Origin of the sequence: Paenibacillus sp. FSL H8-0122 (genome assembly GCF_038005345.1) — a bacterium.
Lineage (GTDB): Bacteria > Bacillota > Bacilli > Paenibacillales > Paenibacillaceae > Paenibacillus_AQ.
Genome location: NZ_JBBOTB010000001.1, coordinates 6,269,849 through 6,287,018, shown reverse-complemented (window position 1 = coordinate 6,287,018; position 17,170 = coordinate 6,269,849). Strand labels below are relative to the sequence as shown.

Below are 17,170 nucleotides of genomic sequence, written 5' to 3'. Positions count from 1 at the left end.
TGCCCTACCGAATTTTACAGGCAGACATTAGAGCTGAAATGACAGTGAACAGCCAAACCAATAAACAGAACAGGGCAAGTATCGAAAACAAGCTAACCTCAAACATAGAACGGCCAAGACTGGTCTGAACGGCGATGAACATAATGGCAATCAACCAAGCTATGCAGCCTGCATGCAAGAGCATACGTTGTTTGCCGGGCCGCAGATTCGAATGTTCCAGCAGCAAGGCAGGTAACAGTAAGGTTTGGAGCGAATGGAGGCCAATTCCATGTAGTACAATATAATTGCCTCCAGCTCCGGTAAAACGGCCTTGTAAACTCATCATGATCAGTCCTGACAGATTAGCTATGAATACCGACAGCAAGGCATAACGGATACCGATGATAAGTACAGGGCGCGATAATGGAGCCTTCATTTTCAGAAATTGGACAGCAAGCAGGATGCCCGAGATGATAAAAGAAAGAGATACGACGCCAAATAAAGCTCCCGCAAGGATATCCACCGGTCCACCGGCTTTAGAGAAACGGGGATTGAAGCCCCGAAAATTCTGCAGAGTTTCAATTGCATAGCTGTAGGAAGCAGCAGCAATATTAAGCCGGCGAACCACTTTTCTCATGCGGACAGTAAAGCCTGCAAAGGGTAGAATCGCAGCGGTGGAGAACAGAAAAATTCCTAGTGCTGCTGCAAACGAGAATACATTTTTAATATTACCCTCCGGCTGAACAACTGCCCCTTGAAAGAACATATAGACAGCAGCACTTCCCGCGATAATAAACCCAAGCAGTCCAAGGATAACGAGCGCTTTTTCACGTTTGAAAATAGAGACGGCAGATGCCATCAACTCGTTGAACATAGTAGGCACGATTCGATCACTCTCTCAAATTTATTTATCGATAAATAAATAATTAGCAAAATAATTGCAAGCAGTAACAGATAAGATTCATCCGTTTGCTGCTTGCACATCCTTTAATCTTTAGTCGTTTGTATGGACTGTTTTATTTCTGGTAAATCAAGCACCTCGGATAACGTGACCAGCAGCCCCATGCTCATAAAACGTATTGCATTTTCTTCCGCATCGGGTAACCCGGCTTTCTGGAATTTGGCAGTCACTTCATCAAAAATATTCTTATAAAGCTTAGCAGAATGCTGTTTGATCCCAGCCTCCGATATGGTATAAGCCTGCATAACCATCAATATTTCGGAACGGTGCGTCTCCATTAAGTTAAAAAAGCTGCTGCCCATTGCGCCAACCAACTGATCAGCAGGTGCCTCGACTTCCATAAAAGTGTCATGAATCCGATCGTAGGCACGGTTTAACACAGCTATATATAAATCTTCTTTGTTGTCAAAAAAATGAAAGATGTAGGGCTGTGTAACTCCCGCGGCTTTAGCTACCATTGCAGTTGTTGTCCTGTAGTAGTCATATTCTGCGAATAAGGTTAATGCGCTTTCCATAATTTTTTGCTTTTTATCTTCCTTTGCTGCCATTGTGATCAGTTCCAATCATTTATTTATTGAACGATAAATAAATCATATAAAAGTATGATTTGTCTGTCAATCCCAGCTGATGGTCAAATTTTATTTTTCTTGATTATTGGGCCATATCCTCTAGGTGGTTTGAGTTCTGTCCGATCTTCAAAAGAAGTTTAGACGAACGGCAAGCTATGATGGAGTCTAAAGTTACAATTATTCAATCTAGGAAGGTGGCTGAAAGATACTTTGAAGCACGTTCAATGCTGTGCGCAACTCGCTGGGGCTTCGATCAATCAGTAACGCAATGATGGAAGACAACTGCTCGTTATTAGGTTGGTCTACCAAGAGCATGGAGAACAGATCTGTTTGGCATGCATCCGCTATTCGATGCAGCGAGCGGACGGTGACATTACGTTCCCCTCGCTCGATGGCTCCGATGGTCGTGTGGCTGGTCCCGACCAACTCAGCTAATTGTTCTTGAGTCAAGTTTTGACTGAGTCTGCATTGGCGTACCAGTTGTCCGATGCGTACTAATGTGAGGGAGTAATCCACTATGTATTCATTCCTTTCAGAAGACTGCTTGACTAAAAGTGTAGGTAAGAAAGGGATAAATAGGCAGATCGATATATGGTTGAAATCAGGAGTAGAATACACTTTATATGATTGAATTGATTTTATATGATGTATTTACTAATAGTTATCATTCATATAACATGTAACAGTGAGAGGCGAACCCTATGTTCCTTTTGATGATTGAGTTTTTCTCTAACAAATCACCCTGGTTTCTGGTAGTTTTAATCATTTAAATAGTCACCAAATTGCATTGTTGACCACCGTTCGATTAAGAACTACTATAATTAATATGAACATCCTAAAATATGGGTCTTTCATGAAAGGGGATTGTGTCTATTTGGATGTAGAACAATCAATACGTCAGATTTTGTTGAACTACATGCGGAGCAAGAAGATGAACTACGCTCAATTTTCTGCATTCTCTGGAATTAATTCTGGATCACTTAGCCGGATACTCCAGGGGAGCAGGCCAATCTCTGTTAGGCAGTTAGAATTAATTACAGGTGCGCTGGGATTAGAGGAGGACGCTCTGTTTGATTTATATGTAGAAGAGTGTTTTGCTTTTTTCGCATCGATGCGTAGAATACGTCCGTTTATTATCAAGTGTGCGGTTCTAGGGCGTCTGGATTGTATTGAGCGGATTGTCACGCGGTTACTTGATAATTTGTCTTATGTTCCAGCGCTGTTTGATGTTGCTGAAGAACTGTTTGTCAGTAAGTATCATCAAGCTGCAGCATTGCTCTATGATAATGTGAGTAAAGCTGAAAAATTTCAGCATTCCGAGCGGTTGGCGTTTTGCCGTTATCGCTTATTTTTAGTTGAGCTAGGTAATGATTTGGAAAAAAACTATAGAGCAGCAATGGTATTTGAAGATTACGTGAATCGATTGCATGAAGCCGATCAGCTGGAAGCACTAAAGTGCCTTATTGATGTGCTGGTTACTGTACATAAGTGGAAAAGGGTAGATGAATTAGCTGAAGAAATGCTTCGGATTTCTCAAATCCAGTATGACTTACACAACGTTAGAGAAAGTGAAAAGAAGTCTGAACGACCAATCTACTTCTACATCCTTTATGCTTGGCTGGTTCGTTCCGCTGTATGCGAAGAATATAAGGATTACACTGGAGCATTGCAATATGTCGCTTTATATTCAGAAGGGAAGTCTTGGATACGTGAAGATGACGAGGAAGCTATATTCCTTATGAATCAATTCGTTGAGTGGGGTAAAGCCAATACATATCTGTATCGAATATGGTCTGGTGAAGCTGAGGCAGTATATGATTATGCTAATTTTGTGGCCGATCATCCGGAAGAAATCTTTGTTGCTTTGAGTAACATTGTTCAAGCGGCGAATCAATTTGGTTTCGACATTGATGACATATTGGAGCGGTTTAAGGCATATATTCCATTTCAAGCTATAGAGGGTCAATACGGCCAATATAACAAATCAATTTTAGGAGAAAAGTATGCTCAGTTTTTAAGTGACTTGGGTGTTTATAAATTCAATAAAAGCCCGGAAAATCCGGACAATGCAATTAATCTTATATTAGAAGGATTGGATTTTTCTGTTAATATAAAAAGTGTACGGAATATGATCACCTGTATGACTCTTTTTGAACAATATCGTGATCATGCGGATCAAGAAGCGAAAAGGATATTTAAAAAACTTGTGAGTGAGGTGCATCGAATCAATGCGGAAAAAAACATGGTTCCTCTTAGTTTCGTTTAGTTGTCTTGTTGCTACTGTGGCTCCTGTTATGACTACATTAACCACAATGGGGCATGGCGTTGGCTGGGGCTAAGATATTACAACTTCATCGGTTTGCACAAAAAGCTTTCCCCTGAGGGAAAGCTTTTTTGTATATTAAGGCGGCAATTTAAATTTGTTTCAACCATTATTAACAATAAATGGAGAGTTGTCATGTAAGTGTCGTGCAATTATTTGACATAAAAACCTAAAATATCACAGAAAGGAGATGTTGCTTTACGTTGAAAAAAAGCATGCTCATACAGTTACGTATTGAACGTGCCAGGAATCGCCTTCATGCTCTTACAACAAAGCACGAGAATTTTCAGCATCCGGCTGTAATCAAGCAATCAATGGTATTGGATGAATTGATTAATCAGTACAATTCGATAGGTGAGCAAATGAAAAAGCCGATTGGGTGAACAATCGACTTTTGGGCGAGAAACTTTGTCGGGTTCGCTCGCCCCTTAAGTGTATCAGATGATTCCGAAAAACGGGACAGTAAAGTCCAGGAATAAGATTCAGTTTAAGCGTCCTTTGGAAGAAACTCTCCAAGGGGCGCTTTTATGTCAAGGGTTTATCCGAGCCTGCTTTAGCACGGAAACCGCCCATAAGCCCGCTTTTAAAAATAAATAGTATTTCCACGTAAAACACTACTTCATCTGTCGTAGTAATTATGCTACAATGAACCTAATTACTACGACAGATGAAGTATAGGAGGCAGGCAATTGATCAGCAGTGATGTGATTAGGGGATACAACGACACGATGATCCTCTACATGCTTCTGGACGGGGAGTCTTACGGCTATGAGATTTCCAAGAATATACGGAAGCTATCGGAAGAGAAGTACATTATGAAGGAAACCACACTCTATTCGGCATTCACCCGGCTGGAGAAGAACGGTTATATTGATTCCTTTTATCTGGATGAGACGTTCGGCAAGAGACGCACTTACTACCGCATCACTCCCCAGGGTCTTGCCTACTACCGGGCCAAATGCGAGGAATGGCAGATCACGCAGGAAGTTATCAACAAATTCATAAAGGAGCTGTGAGGAACTTGGATACCATCATTGGATACTTGAACAATATGTTCGCATCTCTGCCCAGAACGGAACAGATGGCGATGCTGAAGCAGGAGCTGCTTGGCAACATGGAAGAGAAATACTATGAACTGAAGCATGAAGGGAAGTCGGAGAATGAGGCGGTGGGCATCGTTATTTCCGAGTTCGGCAACATTGATGAGCTGGTCAGCGAGCTGGGGCTTGGAGAGGATCGTAAGGAGGATGGACTACGGCTGCCCATGCTGGATGAGCTTGCTGTAGAAGAATTCATTGCTGCCAAAAGAAAATCCGGCCTGCTCGTAGGCTGGGGCGTAGGGCTGATTTTGCTGGGTGCTGCGCTGCTTATCCTTTTCTCGGGTCTTGGGGAGAACGGGGTCATGGGAAATGTATTCTCTGAAGATGCGATGAGTATGATCGGGCTGGTCTCCCTGTTACTGCTGCTCGGTCCTGCTATTGCGTTATTCATCTACAGTGGCACGAAAATGGAGAAATACAAATACATGGAGTCCGGGTTCAGTCTGCCGCATCCTCTGAAGGCGTATATTGAGCAGCGACAGGCCGCTTTTGCCGCCACGTATACGTTATCGCTTATCATGGGGGTGTGTTTATGCGTGTTGTCGCCGATTGCCATCTTTGTAACTTCTGCGTTTGGAGATGAATTCAGCTCATACGGGGTGGCCGTTCTGCCGATAATGGTGGCTGTAGCCGTGTTCCTCTTCGTGTATTACGGGAATATCCGGAGTGCGTACCAGCAGCTGTTGAAGACAGGCGATTTCAGTGAGGCGAAGCAGGAGGAGGGCCGGATTGTCGGTGCAGTTGCCGCTGTGATCTGGCCGCTGGTTACTTGTGTTTTTCTGGTCAGCGGTTTCGTGTTCGACCAGTGGGAGATCAACTGGATCGTCTTCCCGTTAACAGGGATTCTGTTCGGGGTGTTCAGCTCGGTCTACAATATGTTCAAGAAAAAAGATGCTGCCTGAGTCTGCTGTACACGATTTGCCACATAACGTTAACACAAAAGGTGACATTGCTCATGTTCCCTCCCTGCGGATAGGTGGTAATATGAAGGCATTTATTCCCCTTATGATAACCGTGCAAGAGCCTGTACCGGGGTGATCTTAAGCCCCGTTATAGCCTCTTGCTTCGCTGCTTTACAGTGACAGAATAACGGACGGTGACAGAAGAGTGTGTTTCTTTTTGGAGCCGGGTGTGGGCATGAATGAATGCCGTCTATTACCTTTCGGCGGCCAATCAGAGAGACTCGGAGGATGACAGGGATGGGTAAAACAACCGGATTTATAGAATATCAGCGGCGGACGCCTGCTGAATGCGAGCCAATGGAGCGGATTAAGAACTGGAATGAATTCTCGGTTCCGATGGAGGAAGAACAGCTGCGTGAGCAGGGGGCCCGCTGTATGGATTGCGGAACACCGTTCTGTCATGTCGGGCGTATATTGTCAGGGATGGCCAGCGGCTGTCCGCTGCATAATCTGATTCCCGAGTGGAATGACATGGTCTATCGCGGGAACTGGCAGGTCGCGCTGAAGCGCCTGCATAAGACGAACAACTTCCCTGAATTTACAGGACGCGTCTGCCCTGCACCATGTGAAGGCGCTTGTACGGTAGGGAAGAACGGCGATTCGGTAACGATAAAATCGATCGAAAAAGCGATTGTAGATAGAGGGTTTGCCGAAGGCTGGATCGTTCCTGAGCCGCCGCTTACCCGTACAGGCAAGAAGGTCGCCGTCGTCGGCTCCGGCCCTGCCGGGCTTGCCTGCGCGGCCCAACTGAACAAGGCGGGACACAGTGTAACGGTCTATGAGCGGGCTGACCGGATCGGCGGACTGCTGACCTACGGCATTCCGAACATGAAGCTGGATAAGAAGAAGGTGCAGCGCCGGGTGGATCTGCTGGCGGCGGAAGGCGTGACCTTCGTCACCCGTACCGAGATCGGCAGAGATATTACAGCGGCTCAACTACAGGAAGAACATGATGCTGTCGTCCTCTGCGGCGGATCGACTAAGGCGCGGGACCTGCCGCTGGAAGGCCGGGAGCTGCGCGGTATCCATCAGGCGATGGAGTTCCTGACACTGAACACGAAGAGCCTGCTGGATTCCGAACTGGCGGACGGAGAGTATCTATCGGCGGCGGGCAAGGATGTGGTCGTCATCGGCGGCGGAGATACGGGTACGGACTGCGTAGCCACTTCGATCCGCCACGGCTGCCGCAGCGTAATCCAGCTGGAGATTATGCCGCAGTCCCCATTGACCCGCCAGCCGGGCAATCCTTGGCCGGAATGGCCGAAGGTGCTGAAGGTGGACTACGGACAGCAGGAGGCGGCTTCTCTGTATGAAGAAGATCCGCGCCGCTATTTGGTGAATACGAAGCGTTTTGTGGGTGATGCGGGCGGACATGTGCAGGAGCTGCATACAGTGCGTATTGAATGGAAGCGCACGGAGGACGGACGGATGGCCCCTGTAGAAGTGCCGGGCAGCGAAGAGGTCATTCCGGCGCAGCTGGTGCTGCTGGCTTTGGGCTTCACTGGACCGGAGGAGACAGTGCTGGGACAGCTTGGTGTGGAATGCGATGAGCGTTCCAACGTTAAGGCAGAGTTCGGAGCGCAGGCAACGAATGTGGAGGGAGTCTTCACAGCCGGTGATATGCGGCGCGGCCAGAGTCTGGTGGTCTGGGCGATTAACGAGGGCCGCCAGGCCGCCCGCGAGGTAGACCGCTTCCTGATGGGCTCGTCCAATCTGCCTTGAGACGGCTGTGATGCGACCGATTGTTGCATATATTGCAGTTTTGGTGCATGGATACATGGGAGTTTAGGAGAAATGTTGCACAAATTGCAGGAAATCATCCCGCATTCAGCTTGAAGGAGAAGGAATCCTGCTTTTTGTGCAACAATAGCTGATTCGTGCCGGAATGGTGAGCGGAATGTTGCATTTTGGGCAGGATATATGGACAGAGAGGAAGCGTACGAATGAAGCTGATGTTTATTTCCGATATTCACGGATCCCTGTACTGGCTGGAACAGGCGCTGGCGAAGGCGGAGGAGGAGCAGCCGCACACGCTGGTTATTCTGGGGGATTTCCTGTATCACGGACCGAGGAATCCGCTGCCGGAGGGGTATAATCCGCAGGGGGTCGCCGACAGGCTGAATGCTTACAGCCAATCGGGCAAATCGCTGGCGGCGGTGAGAGGTAACTGTGATGCCGAGGTGGATCAGATGCTGCTGCACTTCCCGATGATGGGCGACTACGTGCTGATTCTGCATGAGGGCCGGAAGATCTACGCTACGCACGGGCATGGCTTCAGCATCGACCACTTACCGGCGCTGTCCCCGCAGGATATATTCATTCAGGGGCATACACATCTGCCGGTGGCAGAGGTGAAGGACGGCATTACCCTGCTCAACCCCGGATCGATTGCGTTACCGAAGGAGAACAACCCGAACTCCTACGGCGTTCTGGAGAATGGTGAGTTCAGCATTAAGGATTTTGAGGGCAATATAATCAAGCGCATCATTCTGTAAAATCGATTCATCCCCGAGGTTCTCTGATTGTAGTCCCGCAATCTCTCTGATTAGAGTCTCACAGTTTTTCTGATTCCAGTACCGCAGATTATTATGCTTCTATGGCAGTCCCTCTGGATATTTCCAGAGGGATTATTGCTGCACAGCAATTGAGCCTGCCGGCATATTCATGTATGATGGGTGAGGAGCTTGCGGGTAGATCCCCGGCTTCAAAAACTAAACAGCAGAGGTAACTAAATGATGCATCCACGTGATTTACACTATACAATGCCTGCCGAATGGGCCAAGCATGAACGGACCTTCATTTCCTGGCCGGTGAAGGACTCTATGGTACACCCAGATAATCATGAAGCGGTTAGTGCGGGCTATGCCGAGATTATCCGGGCGATTGCCGAATTCGAGCCGGTGACGGTTATCGTCAATCCAGAGGAGCTGGATCAGGTAGAGAAATTGACGCTCGGCGGGAATGTGACACTGCTCCCCGTCCGGCACAACGATGCCTGGCTGCGGGACAACGGACCAACCTTCCTCACGGGTCCTGACGGGAAGCTGGCCGGGGTCAACTGGAAATTCAATGCCTGGGGCGGCAAATACTCACCTTGGGATCTCGATGATGAGGTAGCTCCGCAGATTCTGAAGCACCTGGGAGTCAGCGCATTCGATGCTCCGCTGGTGATGGAGGGCGGCTCGATTCATACGGACGGTGAAGGCACGCTGCTGACCACCGAGGAATGTCTGCTCAACACCAACCGCAATCCGGGCTTAAGCCGCGAGGAGATTGCTGCATATGTGAAGCAATATACCGGGACCGAGTCCATCATCTGGCTGAAGCGCGGCCTCAGCGGGGATGAGACGGACGGGCATGTCGATAACATCGCCTGCTTCGCGGCACCGGGCAAGGTGATTATTCAGGTCTGCGAGGACCCGCAGGATGAGAACTATGCGATTACGCAGGAGAATCTGCGCATCCTGGAGCAGACGGTTGATGCCAAAGGCCGGAAGCTGGAGATTATCCGCATTCAGCAGCCGCCCCGCGTGGACTTCGAGGGCAGCCGCCTGACGCTGAGCTATCTGAACTTTTATTTTGTGAACGGCGGAATTATCCTGCCGGTCTTCGGCGGTACAGCGGCTGAGACGGACAAGCTGGCCGAGGAGACGCTGGCCGGGCTGTTCCCGGACCGCCGTATCCGTACCGTGAACGGAATGGCCGTGATCGGCGAAGGCGGCAACGTGCATTGCACCACCCAGCAGATGCCTGCGGTGGAGTAGACCAACCTAATCATAAGGAGGAACAACCATGAGACAAGTAAAAGTAGCCGCGACGCAAATGAGCTGTTCCGGCGACATAGATGAGAATATCCGCAAGGCGGAGACACTGGTAAGAGAGGCAGCCGCCCAGGGTGCGCAGATTATTCTGCTGCAGGAGCTGTTCGAGACGCCGTATTTCTGCCAGAAGGAGAAGTCGGATTACTATGCCTATGCTACGGAGCTGGAGCAGAACAAGGCGGTGAACCACTTCAAGGCCATCGCCAAGGAGCTTGCGGTGGTGCTGCCGATCAGCTTTTATGAGAAGAAGAATTATGCGCGGTACAACTCGCTGGCGGTTATTGATGCGGACGGAACCGTGATGGGCAAATACCGCAAGAGCCATATTCCTGACGGTCCGGGCTATGAAGAGAAATTCTACTTCAACCCGGGCGATACCGGCTTCAAGGTGTGGAATACCCGCTATGCCAAAATCGGAGTCGGCGTATGCTGGGACCAATGGTACCCGGAAGCTGCCCGGGTGATGAGCCTGATGGGTGCGGAGATTCTGTTCTACCCTACAGCAATCGGCTCGGAGCCGCAGGATGGGTCGATTGATTCCAAGGATCACTGGCAGACCTGCATGCTGGGGCATGCTGCTGCTAACCTGATTCCTGTCGTAGCCTCCAACCGGATCGGCAAGGAGACTGACGAGGATTCCAGCATTGACTTCTACGGCTCGTCGTTCATCGCTGGTCCGCAGGGCAACAAGATTGTCGAAGCCGGACGGGATGAGCAGACTGTACTGGTCAGCGAATTTGATCTGGATGCGCTTGAGGTCGGCCGGATTGAATGGGGGATCTTCCGTGACCGCCGTCCGGAGCTGTACCGGATGATTGCTTCCTATGACGGCGATTTGACCTTCTAACTTATGTGCTAATATGTATAGACCATTCAGTAAGCAGCCAGAATGCTGCCGGAGCTCTCTCCGGGGCATTTTGGCTGCTTTTTTGCATGAGATGTTACAATATATCGATAATAATGTCATATTATATTACACAAAAGGATAAAGTTAATTGTCATCACTACTTTAATCTGATAAAATCTCCTTAAGTTATTTTACAAAAAGTAGGGGGATTGGAGAATGGGAATCCGGAAAAAGTGGGCGATGTCAGGTATGGTAGCACTCTTGGTCTTGGCAATGGCGGGTTGTAGCTCTGGTAATGATGCGAAAGGCGGCAGTGCGGACGGGAAAAGCCTCAAAATTGCTACCGATGCCAGCTATGCACCAATGGAGTATATGGATACCGATACGATCAAGGGCTTTGACATTGATTTCATTAAGGCGGTGATGGCGGAGGCCGGCATCGATTACACGGTCACCAACACAGGCTGGGATACCATGCTGACGAGTGTGAAGCAGGGTACTGAATATCAGGCGGGTGTATCCTCGGTATCAATTACAGATGAGCGCAAGGAAACCTATGACTACTCCATCCCTTATTTCGAATCTACGAACATGATCATGGTGAAGGAAGGCAGCGACATCAAATCCGCCCTGGACCTGAAGGGGAAGAAGGTTGCGGTTCAGGCAGCCACGACAGCAGATGAGCTGATGAGCGGCATTATGGGCGTCGACAACGGCAATCTGAAGCGGTTCGACAGCAATGCGGTAGCGCTTATGGAGCTGAACGGCGGCGGAGCGGATGCGGTGGTTGCGGATATCGCCATCGTGAACGAATACATCAAGAACAACCCGAAGGAGAAGCTGACAGGCATTATCGACAAGGAGAATTTCGGTTCCGAGTACTACGGTATCCTGTATCCGAAGGGCAGTGAATGGAAGGCGAAGCTGGACCCGGCAATCAAGAAGGTCATCGAGAACGGCAAATATGCGGAGATCTACAAGGAATGGTTCGGCGAAGAGCCGGATACGGCGGCGCTTATGAACGCGAAGTAGCATAGGGGCCGGCACAACTAAGCATGCGTAATGATTGCTATTGCGCGTGCTTCTTTTTTTGAGCAAGCCACAAGCAGAAGAGAAGGGAAGAATTCTATGGATTTCAGATTCGACATCATCGTTCATTATTTACCGGTTCTGCTAAAAGGGACTTTGTTCACCATCGGCGTATCGCTGGTCTCCATTCTGTGCGGCTCCCTGCTGGGGCTGATTATCGGCTTCGGCAAAATGGCGCCCAAATGGTATTTCCGCTGGCCGTTTCACGCGTATATTAACCTCTTCCGCGGTACGCCGCTCTATGTGCAGATTCTGATCGTCCACTTCGGGCTGATCCCGTTGTTCTATGGCAAAACCTATGCGCTGATGAGCGCATTCGTGGCGCTGTCGCTCAATTCCGCCGCCTATTCTGCGGAGATCTTCCGCGCCGGTATCCAGTCCATCGACCCCGGTCAGCGGGAAGCGGCCCTATCCCTAGGAATGACCCGGCAGCAGGCGATGCGCTTCATTATTCTGCCCCAGGCCATCAAACGGATGGTTCCCGCCTTCGGGAATGAATTCATCGTACTTGTTAAGGATTCCTCGCTGCTGGCGCTGATTGCCGCCCCTGAGATTATGTACTGGAGCAATACCATGAAAGGCCAATACCTGCGGATCTGGGAGCCTTATCTGACCGCTGCACTGATCTATTTCATCCTGACCTACTCCCTCAGCAAGCTGCTTAATTATATCGAACGGAAGGTGTAACCCCTATGGAACCGGTTATTTCAGTCAAGCATCTGCACAAATCATTCGGTGCCCATCAGGTACTGACGGATATCAGCGTCGACATTCACAGCCGGGAGGTTGTGGTCGTCATCGGGCCTTCGGGCTCGGGCAAATCGACCTTTCTGCGCTGCCTTAATCTGCTGGAGCAGCCGCAAAAGGGCGATATTCTCATTGAAGGTACTTCCTTGATGGCCAAGAGCACAAGGATTAACGATATCCGTACTGAGGTGGGGATGGTCTTTCAGCAGTTCAATCTGTTTCCGCACCGCACAGTGATCGAGAACATCCTGCTGGCCCCGATGAAGGTGCGGAAATGGACGGAGGATCAAGCGAGGCAGAAGGCTGTAGAGCTGCTGCAAAAGGTGGGCCTCAGTGAGAAGGCGGAGATGTATCCTGCCTCGCTCTCCGGCGGTCAGGCCCAGCGGGTGGCGATTGCCCGGGCGCTGGCGATGGAGCCGAAGATCATGCTGTTCGACGAGCCGACCTCGGCCCTGGACCCCGAGATGGTGGGCGAGGTGCTGGCCGTAATGAAGGAGCTGGCCCTTGAGGGGATGACTATGGTTGTGGTGACCCATGAGATGGGCTTCGCCCGTGAAGTGGGGGACCGGGTGCTTTTTATGGAGCAAGGGGCCATAGTGGAGCAGGGTGCGCCGGAGCAGCTGTTCGGCAGCCCGTCGCATGAGCGTACACGGGAGTTTCTGTCCAAGGTGCTGTAAGAATCGCCTAAAGTAGAATATTGTTATTTAATCGGTTATATTAGAAGAGTAAGAAATAGGCAATAAGTCCAAGCGTGAATAGCTGCCCAGGGTGGCGGGGAGGAGGCTCGGAGATATCTTTTTTTAAAGTATAAGGATGACAGCGGTTCTGCATAATGATTGATCCTTATATTTCCGGCAGAAAAGGATAGGGTGCTTAATAAGACGGCATAGGCTTTCTGCTGGTCATAATTCCATAATGATAGAAGGAGAATACGATGAGCACATTCAAGAATTGGCTGAATACCACCAAGAGCGGACTGACGGATCAAGTGAAGAAATTTAAAAATAAAGACTTTATGAACGCGGTGGTGGCGGGCTGCGCGCTGGTTGCTGCTGCTGACGGCAAGATTGAGGAAGCTGAGAAGAACAAGATGGCGGGATATATGAATCTCAGCAATGAACTCAAGGTATTTGACATGAGGGACGTCATTGCCCAGTTCAATTACTATGTCAGCAACTTCGAATTCTCGCCGGAGATCGGTAAGCAGGAAGCGCTGAAGGCCATCGGGAAGTTCAACGGCAAACCGGAGGTTGGACGGTTAATCGTGGGCGTATGCTCGGCGATTGGTGCAGCAGACGGTGACTTCGATGAGCATGAGAAAGCGGTTGTGCGGAATATCTGCAATGTACTGGGACTTAGCCCAAGCGAATTCAGCCTGTAATTACAGGCTGGATTTCATTTGCTAATTACTGAAACTTTAGGCGATTCATCGCCGTATCACTGATGTAACACCCGCAAGCATACTTCTATCTGGAAACGGAGGTACTTCAAGTTGGCTGGAATTAATCTGGTAAAAGGTCAGAAGATCGATTTAACCAAAGGCAATGCCGGACTGTCTAACGTAATCGTAGGACTGGGCTGGGACCCTGCCGAACCGGCAAGAGGATTCTTTGGGGTTAAAAAACAGGCGAATGTGGACTGCGATGCTTCAGCGCTGCTGCTGAATGAGAACGGCAAGCTGACGAACAAGCTGAACCTTGTCTGCTTTCACAACAAACAGAATGCGAATAACTCTGTAGTCCACTCGGGGGATAATCTGACGGGTGAGGGCGACGGGGACGACGAACAGATCATGGTGAATCTGAAGCAGATTCCTGCCGATGTCCATAAGGTCCTTGTTGTGGTTAACATCTACGATGCGGTGAACCGCAAGCAGGATTTCGGAATGATCAAATCTGCGTATATCCGCATCATTAATGCGGCAGGGAATGCAGAATTGGTTAAGTTTAATCTGACAGAGAATTATACAGGCTTCACGGCACTGATCTGCGGTGAGCTGTACCGTCATGGCGAAGAGTGGAAATTCGCAGCCATCGGTGAAGCGGCCCACGCCGCGCATATCAATCAGCTGGCAGAACGCTATATCTAAATCCAATTTGAGAAAAGAGGGCTCTATTCATGGCTATTAACTTATCCAAGGGACAAAAAATTGATTTAACCAAAACGAATCCAGGCTTGTCCAAAATCACAGTCGGCCTAGGATGGGATACGAATAAATACGACGGCGGTAAGGACTTTGACCTTGACGTTTCCGTGTTCCTGACGAATGCCAGCGGTAAAGTAGATAAAGAAACCAACTTCATCTTCTTCAACAACAAGCAGAACGAGAACGCTTCTGTCGTACACACCGGCGATAACCGTACCGGGGAAGGCGACGGAGACGATGAGCAGGTTCAAGTCGATTTGCTTAATGTTCCTGCAGATGTGGACAAGATTGCCTTCACCATTACCATCTATGAAGCAGAATCCAGAAGCCAGAACTTTGGACAAGTCTCCCGTTCTTATGTACGTATCGTCAACGATGCGAACAGTGAGGAACTGATCCGTTTTGACCTGGGTGAAGATTTCTCCGTTGAAACAGGCGTAGTTGTAGGCGAATTGTACCGTAACGGCGCAGAATGGAAATTCAATGCGATTGGCAGCGGCTACAAGGATGGTCTCTCCGGCTTGACCCGTGATTACGGTCTGCAATAAGGCTCTGACATTACGGGAATTAAATCTGTAAGGAAAGAGGGTTTTTGACAGTGACGATCAGTCTTTCCAAAGGACAGCGGATTGATCTTACCAAGACTAATCCGGGTCTGACCAAGGTAGTTGTAGGACTGGGCTGGGATACAAACAAGTACAGCGGCGGCAAGGATTTCGACCTTGATGCATCAGCATTCCTGCTGCATGAGGACGGCAAAGCCAAAAGCGAAAATGACTTTGTATTCTATAACAACCCAAGCGGCGGTACTGGATCTGTAACCCACACAGGCGACAATCGTACGGGGGAAGGCGACGGGGATGATGAGCAGATCGTCGTAGACTTCAGCCTGGTGCCTGCCAATATTCAGCGGATCGGGATCACGGTCACGATCTATGATTATGAGGCCCGGGCACAGAACTTCGGACAAGTCTCCAACGCTTTCGTCCGCGTAGTGGATGCATCCAGTGACCGTGAGATTCTGCGGTTCGATCTGGGCGAGGATTTCTCCACCGAGACGGCTGTGGTCTTCTGTGAATTCTACCGCCAGGGGGCGGACTGGAAATTCCAGGCGATCGGCAGCGGCTTCGCCGGCGGACTAAGCGCGTTATGCAAAAACTACGGGCTGGACGCGCAATAAGAGCTTCAAAGGCGGGATCATCATCGATCCTGCCCTTTTTATACACAAAATCTGATAAGTTGCGCTCTTATCCATGTATAAAGGTGGCGTAAGAATGAATACAGAAGTAGTCAAAGGACAGAAAGCAGACCTGACCAAAGGGAACCCGGGGCTCCGCAGCATTACGGTTGAGATCGGGTGGAAAGCTCCGTCTTCCATGGATATTGATGCTTCCGCATTCCTGCTTGGAGCTGGCGGTAAAGTCGGCAGTGACGACGATCTGATCTTTTACAATAACCCGTCTACTCCATATATCACTTATAAGGATGTGCCGGGTACGGCTTCGGGCGGACTGAAGCAGTTCGAGGTCTCGCTGGAGCGGATTCCGGCAAACATAGTGAAGATTGCCTTCACGCTTACTCTGTATGACGGAGAAAACCGCAAGCAGATGTTCGGACAAATGAGTGAAGCGGAGTGCCGGATCGTGAATCAGGCGACAGGTGCGCAGCTTCTGCGGTGTAACCTTGGAAATCAGTTCTCTGTGGAAACGGCTGTTGTAGTTGGAGAATTATATAGACATGGTGAAGAATGGAAATACAGTGCGATTGTTGCGGGCTTCTCGGGCGGGCTTAAGGCGCTCTGCGGCAACTATGGCATAGAAGTAGAGGACGAGCCTGCGCCGGCACCGAAGCCGCCTGAACAGACGCCTCCGCCGGGACGCCCGCCGCTTCAAGTGCCGCCGCCCCGCGCAGAGTCATCCAGACCGAATATTGTGATTCCGCCACCGCCTGCACTGGCACCCCCTAAGCAGGAGGCTGCTCCCGCACCGGCGCTGAATCTCAATCTGAAGAAGATTGAGCTGAAGAAGAAGGGCGATTCGATTAACCTGAAGAAATCCGCCTCCGGTCTGGGTGAGCTGCTCATTAACCTGAACTGGAACCAGAAGCAGGGCGGAGGGCTGTTCAGCCGTAACAAGGGCGGGGTAGATCTCGACTTGGCCTGTCTGTATGAGCTGAAGAATGGCAGCAAAGGCGTGGTGCAGGCACTGGGCAATGCGTTCGGCAACCTCCAGCAGCCGCCGTACATCATGCTCGATGGAGATGATCGGACCGGCTCCGTAACATCTGGCGAGAATCTGCGTATAAACGGAAGTAAGGTCGCCCAGATTGAACGGATTCTGGTGTTTGCCTTTATTTACAAAGGAGTTACCAACTGGTCTGAAGCGGATGGAGTGGTTACCCTGAAGCAGGATGGAGGACCGGATATTATCGTTAATCTGGACGAGCATAACAACCGTAAAGGCATGTGCGCCATCGCGCTGATCCGGAATGTGGATAACGAGACCTTCAGTATTGAACGGCTCGTGCAATATTTCAGCGGTCACAGGGAGATGGATGAGGCTTATGGCTGGGGGCTTCGCTGGGTAGCGGGAAGCAAATAATTTGATATTACCGGAGGCGCAAGTGG

Annotated in this window: 19 protein-coding genes; 16 read left to right on the top strand and 3 right to left on the bottom strand. The window is 49.6% G+C overall.

The window, feature by feature from the left end; genetic code table 11:
- Positions 1-4: 4 nt before the first annotated feature.
- The 3 genes from NSS64_RS26845 to NSS64_RS32845 all read right to left on the bottom strand — a co-directional run bounded on the left by NSS64_RS26845 (position 5) and on the right by NSS64_RS32845 (position 2,025).
- Entirely contained in the window at positions 5-853 is an 849-nt protein-coding gene (locus NSS64_RS26845; RefSeq protein WP_445667855.1) for a hypothetical protein, read from the bottom strand.
- A 113-nt stretch (positions 854-966) separates the two neighbouring features.
- Positions 967-1,488 (bottom strand): TetR/AcrR family transcriptional regulator, encoded by a 522-nt coding sequence (locus NSS64_RS26840; protein WP_341142130.1) that lies wholly within the window; start codon positions 1,486-1,488, stop codon positions 967-969.
- Positions 1,489-1,695: 207 nt separating this feature from the next.
- Positions 1,696-2,025, bottom strand: coding sequence for a helix-turn-helix domain-containing protein (locus tag NSS64_RS32845; protein ID WP_162174467.1), 330 nt, complete (start codon positions 2,023-2,025; stop codon positions 1,696-1,698).
- 358 nt (positions 2,026-2,383) lie between these two features.
- On the opposite strand from NSS64_RS32845, the gene NSS64_RS26835 reads away from it, so the two are divergent.
- From NSS64_RS26835 to NSS64_RS26760, 16 genes are all read left to right on the top strand, one after another.
- On the top strand, positions 2,384-3,775 hold the full coding sequence (locus NSS64_RS26835; protein WP_341142129.1) for a helix-turn-helix domain-containing protein: 1,392 nt from the start codon (positions 2,384-2,386) through the stop codon (positions 3,773-3,775).
- Between the two features lie 272 nt (positions 3,776-4,047).
- Positions 4,048-4,215, top strand: coding sequence for an aspartyl-phosphate phosphatase Spo0E family protein (locus NSS64_RS26830; protein WP_245368397.1), 168 nt, complete (start codon positions 4,048-4,050; stop codon positions 4,213-4,215).
- 306 nt (positions 4,216-4,521) lie between these two features.
- Complete coding sequence (locus tag NSS64_RS26825; protein WP_036723569.1) at positions 4,522-4,848, top strand: PadR family transcriptional regulator; 327 nt, start codon at positions 4,522-4,524, stop codon at positions 4,846-4,848.
- A gap of 5 nt (positions 4,849-4,853) precedes the next feature.
- Entirely contained in the window at positions 4,854-5,834 is a 981-nt protein-coding gene (locus NSS64_RS26820) for a permease prefix domain 1-containing protein (RefSeq protein WP_341142128.1), read from the top strand.
- 297 nt (positions 5,835-6,131) lie between these two features.
- Positions 6,132-7,616, top strand: a complete 1,485-nt coding sequence (locus NSS64_RS26815) for a glutamate synthase subunit beta (protein WP_341142127.1) — start codon at positions 6,132-6,134, stop codon at positions 7,614-7,616.
- Positions 7,617-7,837: 221 nt separating this feature from the next.
- On the top strand, positions 7,838-8,389 hold the full coding sequence (gene yfcE / locus NSS64_RS26810; protein ID WP_341142126.1) for a phosphodiesterase: 552 nt from the start codon (positions 7,838-7,840) through the stop codon (positions 8,387-8,389).
- A 240-nt stretch (positions 8,390-8,629) separates the two neighbouring features.
- Positions 8,630-9,658 (top strand): agmatine deiminase family protein, encoded by a 1,029-nt coding sequence (locus tag NSS64_RS26805; protein WP_341142908.1) that lies wholly within the window; start codon positions 8,630-8,632, stop codon positions 9,656-9,658.
- A gap of 28 nt (positions 9,659-9,686) precedes the next feature.
- Positions 9,687-10,562 carry an N-carbamoylputrescine amidase gene (aguB, locus tag NSS64_RS26800; protein WP_036723561.1) on the top strand — a complete coding sequence of 292 codons (876 nt, stop codon included), beginning with the start codon at positions 9,687-9,689 and terminating at the stop codon, positions 10,560-10,562.
- A 216-nt stretch (positions 10,563-10,778) separates the two neighbouring features.
- Positions 10,779-11,594, top strand: a complete 816-nt coding sequence (locus NSS64_RS26795) for a transporter substrate-binding domain-containing protein (RefSeq protein WP_036723560.1) — start codon at positions 10,779-10,781, stop codon at positions 11,592-11,594.
- Positions 11,595-11,690: 96 nt separating this feature from the next.
- Positions 11,691-12,338 carry an amino acid ABC transporter permease gene (locus tag NSS64_RS26790; RefSeq protein WP_340945223.1) on the top strand — a complete coding sequence of 216 codons (648 nt, stop codon included), beginning with the start codon at positions 11,691-11,693 and terminating at the stop codon, positions 12,336-12,338.
- Positions 12,339-12,343: 5 nt separating this feature from the next.
- Positions 12,344-13,075 (top strand): amino acid ABC transporter ATP-binding protein, encoded by a 732-nt coding sequence (locus NSS64_RS26785; protein ID WP_341142125.1) that lies wholly within the window; start codon positions 12,344-12,346, stop codon positions 13,073-13,075.
- 257 nt (positions 13,076-13,332) lie between these two features.
- On the top strand, positions 13,333-13,779 hold the full coding sequence (locus tag NSS64_RS26780) for a tellurite resistance TerB family protein (protein ID WP_340945219.1): 447 nt from the start codon (positions 13,333-13,335) through the stop codon (positions 13,777-13,779).
- Between the two features lie 111 nt (positions 13,780-13,890).
- Positions 13,891-14,487 carry a TerD family protein gene (locus NSS64_RS26775; RefSeq protein WP_076085946.1) on the top strand — a complete coding sequence of 199 codons (597 nt, stop codon included), beginning with the start codon at positions 13,891-13,893 and terminating at the stop codon, positions 14,485-14,487.
- A 29-nt stretch (positions 14,488-14,516) separates the two neighbouring features.
- Positions 14,517-15,092, top strand: coding sequence for a TerD family protein (locus NSS64_RS26770; protein WP_076085949.1), 576 nt, complete (start codon positions 14,517-14,519; stop codon positions 15,090-15,092).
- A 50-nt stretch (positions 15,093-15,142) separates the two neighbouring features.
- Positions 15,143-15,724: a TerD family protein gene (locus tag NSS64_RS26765; protein WP_036723550.1), complete on the top strand. Its 582-nt coding sequence runs from the start codon at positions 15,143-15,145 to the stop codon at positions 15,722-15,724.
- 94 nt (positions 15,725-15,818) lie between these two features.
- The gene (locus tag NSS64_RS26760) at positions 15,819-17,144 is read left to right on the top strand and encodes a TerD family protein (protein ID WP_341142124.1); all 1,326 of its coding nucleotides are present in this window, start codon (positions 15,819-15,821) and stop codon (positions 17,142-17,144) included.
- Positions 17,145-17,170 lie beyond the last annotated feature (26 nt).